The sequence below is a fragment of the uncultured Gimesia sp. genome (assembly GCF_937910335.1).
Lineage (GTDB): Bacteria > Planctomycetota > Planctomycetia > Planctomycetales > Planctomycetaceae > Gimesia.
In genome coordinates, this window is sequence record NZ_CALEMX010000063.1 from 1 (window position 1) to 6086 (window position 6086).

At 45.3% G+C, this 6086-nt stretch carries 7 protein-coding genes; 3 read left to right on the forward strand and 4 right to left on the reverse strand.

From position 1 onward, the window contains the following. Positions 1-74: 74 nt before the first annotated feature. Positions 75-428 carry a hypothetical protein gene (locus Q0668_RS02575; RefSeq protein WP_298859632.1) on the forward strand — a complete coding sequence of 118 codons (354 nt, stop codon included), beginning with the start codon at positions 75-77 and terminating at the stop codon, positions 426-428. Between the two features lie 113 nt (positions 429-541). Here the strand turns inward: Q0668_RS02575 and Q0668_RS02580 are convergent, their stop codons facing one another. Further along, positions 542-799, reverse strand: coding sequence for a hypothetical protein (locus tag Q0668_RS02580; protein WP_298859634.1), 258 nt, complete (start codon positions 797-799; stop codon positions 542-544). A gap of 182 nt (positions 800-981) precedes the next feature. After that, positions 982-1140, reverse strand: a complete 159-nt coding sequence (locus tag Q0668_RS02585) for a hypothetical protein (RefSeq protein ID WP_298859636.1) — start codon at positions 1138-1140, stop codon at positions 982-984. A gap of 172 nt (positions 1141-1312) precedes the next feature. Between Q0668_RS02585 and Q0668_RS02590 the strand changes: the two genes are divergently transcribed. Further along, complete coding sequence (locus tag Q0668_RS02590) at positions 1313-1636, forward strand: antibiotic biosynthesis monooxygenase (RefSeq protein ID WP_298859638.1); 324 nt, start codon at positions 1313-1315, stop codon at positions 1634-1636. A gap of 38 nt (positions 1637-1674) precedes the next feature. Here Q0668_RS02590 and Q0668_RS02595 read toward each other — a convergent pair whose 3' ends face one another. Beyond that, positions 1675-4134 (reverse strand): M1 family metallopeptidase, encoded by a 2460-nt coding sequence (locus Q0668_RS02595; protein ID WP_298859640.1) that lies wholly within the window; start codon positions 4132-4134, stop codon positions 1675-1677. A gap of 157 nt (positions 4135-4291) precedes the next feature. After that, positions 4292-5314 (reverse strand): glutamate cyclase domain-containing protein, encoded by a 1023-nt coding sequence (locus tag Q0668_RS02600; protein WP_298859642.1) that lies wholly within the window; start codon positions 5312-5314, stop codon positions 4292-4294. Positions 5315-5875: 561 nt separating this feature from the next. Between Q0668_RS02600 and Q0668_RS02605 the strand changes: the two genes are divergently transcribed. Beyond that, the coding region (locus Q0668_RS02605) for a hypothetical protein (RefSeq protein WP_298859644.1) at positions 5876-6086 on the forward strand (211 nt) is incomplete at its 3' end.

Sequence of the window (6086 nt, forward strand, 5' to 3'; positions counted from 1 at the left end):
CGACATCTCGGTAATGAAAACCAGGGTCAGGGGAATATCCGGACAGACTGCTAGGCCCGATGCTCATGATGCAGATGGGTCAATCAATGATGGGCGCGCCTCAGAACCAGGGTGGACCCAGTCTGGGGCAGCCTGCTCCTCAAAAAAAATCTACCACTTCTAAGATTAATATGGCGACAATTGTGTTTTCTAGAACGCTGACATTCGAAGAGCAAGATCCTATCATTGAGCAAGTTGCTCCAATCGCTACAAGTGCCGGTGGGAAAAGAGTCCTTCCCAGCAAACAAAATGGGACCACGATTTTACGAATTTCACCAATGGAAAACATGGATAAATTTGTTGAAGAGTTAAAGAAAAAGATCAAATTTGGTAAGGTTACTAAGGTCGACCTTGAAACAAATACCATTGAAGTGGAAGTCAACAAGTAGACATCCCTGTTTACTGACTGTCCAATACGAAAAAAGGCCACTTCCCGTGAACAGGGGAAGTGGCCTTACGTTTTGCTGGTTTGCGCAGCTCTCATTTATATTCGTTGGGGAGCTTAGGCAGCCTCTGCGACGTCTTCATCCTCTTCGCCACTGGCTTCTACTTCCCACTCATCTTCAGCTGATTCTTCAGATGTTTCTTCCTCAGCCTCTTCCTCATAAACGAGATAGTAAATCTCATTCATCGCTTCTTCGAGAAGGGAGCTGATATTTTCGCTACCGGTAGATTCGATCAATGTCTCCAGCTGGGCGACCACACGATCGACTTCTTCACTGGTGATTTCTTCAAACTGCTCTTCAATTTCTTCTGACATCGTTACCTCCATGTCCTGTGTTTGACAACCATAAGCAGGAAAACCATGAACTTATTTATCGGTTTTCCAAGCTTAAAGCATTAGCACTGCCCTGTGCAAAAATTACCAGGCAAATCAACAAACAATCCATTTCGAAGATTTGCCTACCGAACTAATTTTTAACTGACTCTGTCGGAAAAGAATCACGACTTCTTTTTCTTTTTTGTTTTTTTCTTTGCGGTTGTTTTTTTCTTGGTTTTTTGTTTCGTTTTCTCTTTTTTGACGGACTTTTCACCAAAAATCTGGTCCCATCCTTTCGAGAAATCATCTGTCGAACCTGTGTGGACCGTATATCCCGTCACTTGAGCTTTCTCCCTTATTAAAAATACAATCAAAGTTGATTTACCGATTAGGTAAATTATTTATGAAAGCAGATTTTGAGGCAAGACTAATAATCAGTCAGGTCGCTGGTACATGTCTGTTTCTGAGAAAATGAGATCGTTTTATTAAACAGAACAAAATCAGGAGCCCGGCATGGACAAAACACGAAAACCCCCCTATTACGCCGTCATTTTCACTTCCACACAGACCGATTGTCAGGAAGGATATACCGAAACAGCGACTCGCATGGAAGAACTGGCCCGTCAGCAGTCAGGATTCCTGGGAATAGAGTCCTTTCGTTCATCGGACGGAGATGGTGTCACGATTTCCTACTGGAAGGACTTACCCTCCATTCAAGCCTGGAAACAGAATCCAGAACACCAGACAGCACAACAACTTGGGAAGCAAAAATGGTACAAGAATTTTACCATCGAAGTGGCCAGAATCGAATCTGCTTCCCACTTCACCAATGACTGATCTTAGGCTGAAACACCCTGCACTCTTGATGGTTTGCCTTATTCTTTCTTCTTCGGTTCCTGCTTGCCTTTCTTTTCTTTGTCCTTTTCCGCTTTGTCTTTTTCTGCTTTCTCCGCCTTGTCTTTCTCCGCTTTCTCCGCTTTCTTCAATGCTTTCTGTTTCTGCATTTCGTTCTTTGACTTTTTCGATTTTTCTAATTGGAAAAACGATTTCCCAATCGTGCGGGGAAACTCATTATTCGAAAGTTGTGTATCCGCAGTCTCCCGATGCGGGTCAAGCGACAGCTTCTTCAGAGGTTTCTCGGTTAAGATCAATTTGGAGACACTCTGATTATTATGACGCCAGATCTCTGCCGGAATTCTCAGCATCTTCGTCGAATCATCATCAAAAGTCAGCTTTAAAACCACGGGCATCACAAGACCACCGTGATTTTTCAAATCAACCAGATAAAAGTACTTCTGCGTTTCGCGGAGTTTCTTTTCTTCTGCGTTCAGTTGTTTGAGATGAGTTTCGAATTTCTTTCGATCTGCATCGGTCACATCCAGATCATCAAACTCATTATAAAAATCTTTCAACTCGGGAAACTTATCTGTTCGTTTCGCGAGTTTTTTATTGCGTATTTTGGAAAGTGACTCTGGTTCTTCTTCTCGTGACTTTTTCTGACGGACCTTATCAACATAGGGATCCCCAGTTTCCAATTGATACTGTTTAACATTCTCCACCGCGAGATCCGTGTGATCTGTCGTATAAAACCAGCCTCGCCAGAACCAGTCCAGGTCCACGCCAGACGCGTCTTCCATCGTACGGAAAAAGTCAGCAGGTGTCGGACGCTTGAACATCCAGCGGCGTGAATATTCTTTGAATGCATAATCGAAGAGTTCCCGACCCAGCACCGTTTCACGCAGAACATTCAATGCGGTTGCCGGTTTGCCGTAGGCATTGTTCCCAAACTGCAAAATCGATTCCGAATTCGTCATGATGGGAACCTGATAACTGCCTTTCATATATCCCACAATATTACGTGGCTCACCACGCCGGGAGGGATAATCCGGCTCCCACTCCTGCTCCGTGAGAAATTGCAAGAATGTAGTAATGCCCTCATCCATCCAGGTCCATTGTCGTTCATCACTGTTAACAATCATCGGGAAATAATTATGCCCCACTTCATGAATGATCACCGAAATCAAACCATACTTGGTGCGTTTGGAATAGGTACCATCTTTTTCCGGCCTTGGGCCATTGAAACAAATCATGGGGTATTCCATGCCGCCTACCGGACCATTTACGGAAATTGCGACAGGATACGGATAAGGAAACGTGTATTTCGAAAACACATTCAAAGTATGAATGATGGCATGCGTGGAATACTTACTCCAAAGCGGCTCCCCCTCCTTAGGGAAATACGACATCGCCATCACTGGTTCTTTCTTCCCTGCCAGCTGATGACCCTGTGCATCCCAGATAAATTTACGCGAGCTGGCAAAAGCGAAATCACGCACTCGATCTGCTTTAAAAATCCAGGTCTTTTTACCTTTTGGCTTTGACCCTTCGTTCTTTTTTGCTTCAGCGGGTGTCACGATAAACATCGGTTTTTTCGCAGTTTCTGCCTGCTTCAGTCGCTTCTGCTGCTCCGCAGTCAACACTTCTTTTGGATTTTGTAATTGACCCGTTGCTGCCACGATATGATCATCGGGCACGGTAATCCTCGTCAGATAATTACCAAACTCAAGCGTAAACTCGCCGCGTCCCAGAAACTGTTTATGCTGCCATCCCGTGTTATCAGTGTAAGCCACCATCCGCGGGAACCAGTGCGCGATTTCATAAAGAAAGTTTTTATCTTCTTCAAAGTATTCATATCCGGTTCGCGCAGGCCTGCTTTTGGAATCATTGATCAGATAACGCCAGGCAACCGAGAACTGCGTCTTTTCGCCACTTGCCAGTGGCCGCGGCAGATCGATGCGCATCATGGTTTTGATGATCGTATAAGGTAAAGGCTCCCCCTGAGCGTTGCGAACCGCCTCGATTTTCATACTGCCATCGAAAACCTCTTTGGCCAGCAATTGCTTCATGGATTTATAACCCACTTTTCCCAGCGGCGAACTGGTGCCTGTACGATGCGCGTCGGAATCATACGAAAGAATATTGGTATCCAGTTGCAACCAGAGATAGCTCAAAGAGTCGGGAGAATGATTCGTATAGGAAATTTTTTCTGAGCCGATAATTTTCTGCAGTTTGTCATCAAGTTCCACATCGATTTCATAATCGGCCCGCTGCTGCCAATATTTTTGGCCCGGCGCTCCGGAGGCGGTTCGAAATCCATTGGGTGTCGGCAGAACTTCGTCTAACTGCCGGAATTTATCTTCCTGTTTGAATTTATTATTACTGACAACCTGACCTGATACGGTGGTCGCGCTGATCAACAACATCACCAGAGACATCAATCCCGGAATTGAAGTCGTGCGTTTGAAAGAATAGAAGTTCGTTTTCTCGGAATTCATCACAGTTAATTTTCTTTAAAAATGCATTGAAAAATGAATACAAAGCCTCAAAACATGAGAACAGGCCCATTCTAACCGGATTCAGAAGGGAAATAGCAAGGTTTTTCCAGTAGCCCAATCAACTTTCCCATGATGTCTTACGTTAAAATGACAGAATTTAACGGGCAAGAATTGTCAGGATTCCTTCCCAGGGCTGCATATAAGTCAGAAACGGAAGTCCATCCACCGTTGCTTCCCGTTGTTTTGTAACACCATCGACGGCGTTGGCCTCGCGCACCATTGACTCAAGTACCTTTTGCTGTTCCTCGCGCTGCCATTGAAAAAGAACGTCCGTTTGAGCATTCAAGAGTGCCACCGCAGCAGCCAGCGCCGAGGCACCCCAATTACTGGTACCCGCCACAATATTCCAGTCAGTAGCTACCCTGCAGGGAATCAGTCCGGAATATTCAGAGTCAATCCGACGATCCAGTTCTTCCCAGGAAACGGCGCCCATCCCGATCTCGTTTCCCCCATCACCAACACCAATCGTTCTGGCTTCTGGAAAAAATTCGGATAACCTCTCAAATAATTGATGCAAAGGGGCAGTAAATTCATCGATGATTTCGCCGCGCATATTATGACAGCGATCAAAATGGTCTCGAGGCACTTTCTTCTGAAATTCAGCTCGAGGAATATCAGTACAGACATCCCTTGATGCGCGCTGTTGAAGCTCGAACGAATCCGGCGTATGGCTCGGCCCGACTCGTTCGATAGAAATCAGATGACTGATGCTCTGTCGACTGAAAAATGATTCCACCCAGTCTGACTGATCCGTTGAGAGAACATTGAGTTGGGAAGGGGGATAGGAAAAAGCCTCCACAGTTGATGCCACTACAGGCGCACACAACTCATCGGTGATAACTGATGTATTGATCCCACATGCCTCCAGGACCAATGCCAGCAAAATAGCTCCTGGCGGCCCATCCGTTTCGGCAGCCGGTATCTCTGAGGAAGGAACATAAAATCCAGTGGCAATCACGACTTGTGAAGCATTTTGCTTCAATTCATGAGCCGATTGAAGTAAATGATCGTAACAGAGAGGCCCCGAGTGAACTTCTGAGCTTATCAGACCTCGTTTCCCCGGATCTCGGCGGATCAGTCGATCAAATTCGCGAATGATTTCTGTATGCGTATTGCCCATTCAAACCTGTTCACTTCCACGGGCCTGTGGAATATCTAATGAGAGCACGAGAGATCAGTGCGACTCCAAATTGTCAAAGCCCATTCCCTGAGAAGTCTAAAAAACACAGAAGAACTCTCTATTTGATCAGTTTACTCAGGTTTGTATTGAAACAATAGCCTGTGCCGATTGAAAAAAAGTGAGAAAAAAAATACCATATTACAAGTGTTATTCCCGCGATTGGGACCACCTGCATTCAGACCTTCCTGCTTGTGAGAAAAGGTTTGCTTAAAGGAAACGCTGGTTGTCATAATGCCTGAGCATTGCCAGAATTACTTAAGTATTCAGGCTGTAGAGCCTCCCACCTCGCGCAAGCAAACCTGTCAGAAAATTTGTTGTGGATATGAGTAAATCGGCCACAGTCATTTTCTCTAACTAAATGAAATTGTGGGCGTAACTGCTCTCCATGTGAGCAGGGGAAATCAGTGAGTACCGCGGGGGACCCAGTGTACCCGGATGGAACCGTTTCCATCACAATCAGATTCGTTCATCTGTCATAATATAAAATGAGGATTCACTTCTGTGAGATTTGGGTTAAGTCGTCTTATCTTGTTGCTCCTCGTACCGCTGATCAGCCTGCCGGGTTGCGAACAACCGCAAGTTGAGTTTGTGTTCTCGAAAAAGACCAATGAACTCATGCCGGAAGCTGCTAAACCGGTTAAAGAAGCATTGCTGAATCATTTTGGTAATCCCTTTGAGCATGTCCTTGATTACGGTCATGGCCTCGTTAAAG

Excerpts from the sequence above, each read along its gene's own strand:
- Q0668_RS02580 (WP_298859634.1), bottom strand. The coding sequence starts at position 799 with ATGTCAGAAGAAATTGAAGAGCAGTTTGAAGAAATCACCAGTGAAGAA.
- Q0668_RS02600 (WP_298859642.1), bottom strand. The coding sequence starts at position 5,314 with ATGGGCAATACGCATACAGAAATCATTCGCGAATTTGATCGACTGATC.
- Q0668_RS02595 (WP_298859640.1), bottom strand. The coding sequence starts at position 4,134 with ATGAATTCCGAGAAAACGAACTTCTATTCTTTCAAACGCACGACTTCA.
- Q0668_RS02575 (WP_298859632.1), top strand. The coding sequence starts at position 75 with ATGGGTCAATCAATGATGGGCGCGCCTCAGAACCAGGGTGGACCCAGT.
- Q0668_RS02590 (WP_298859638.1), top strand. The coding sequence starts at position 1,313 with ATGGACAAAACACGAAAACCCCCCTATTACGCCGTCATTTTCACTTCC.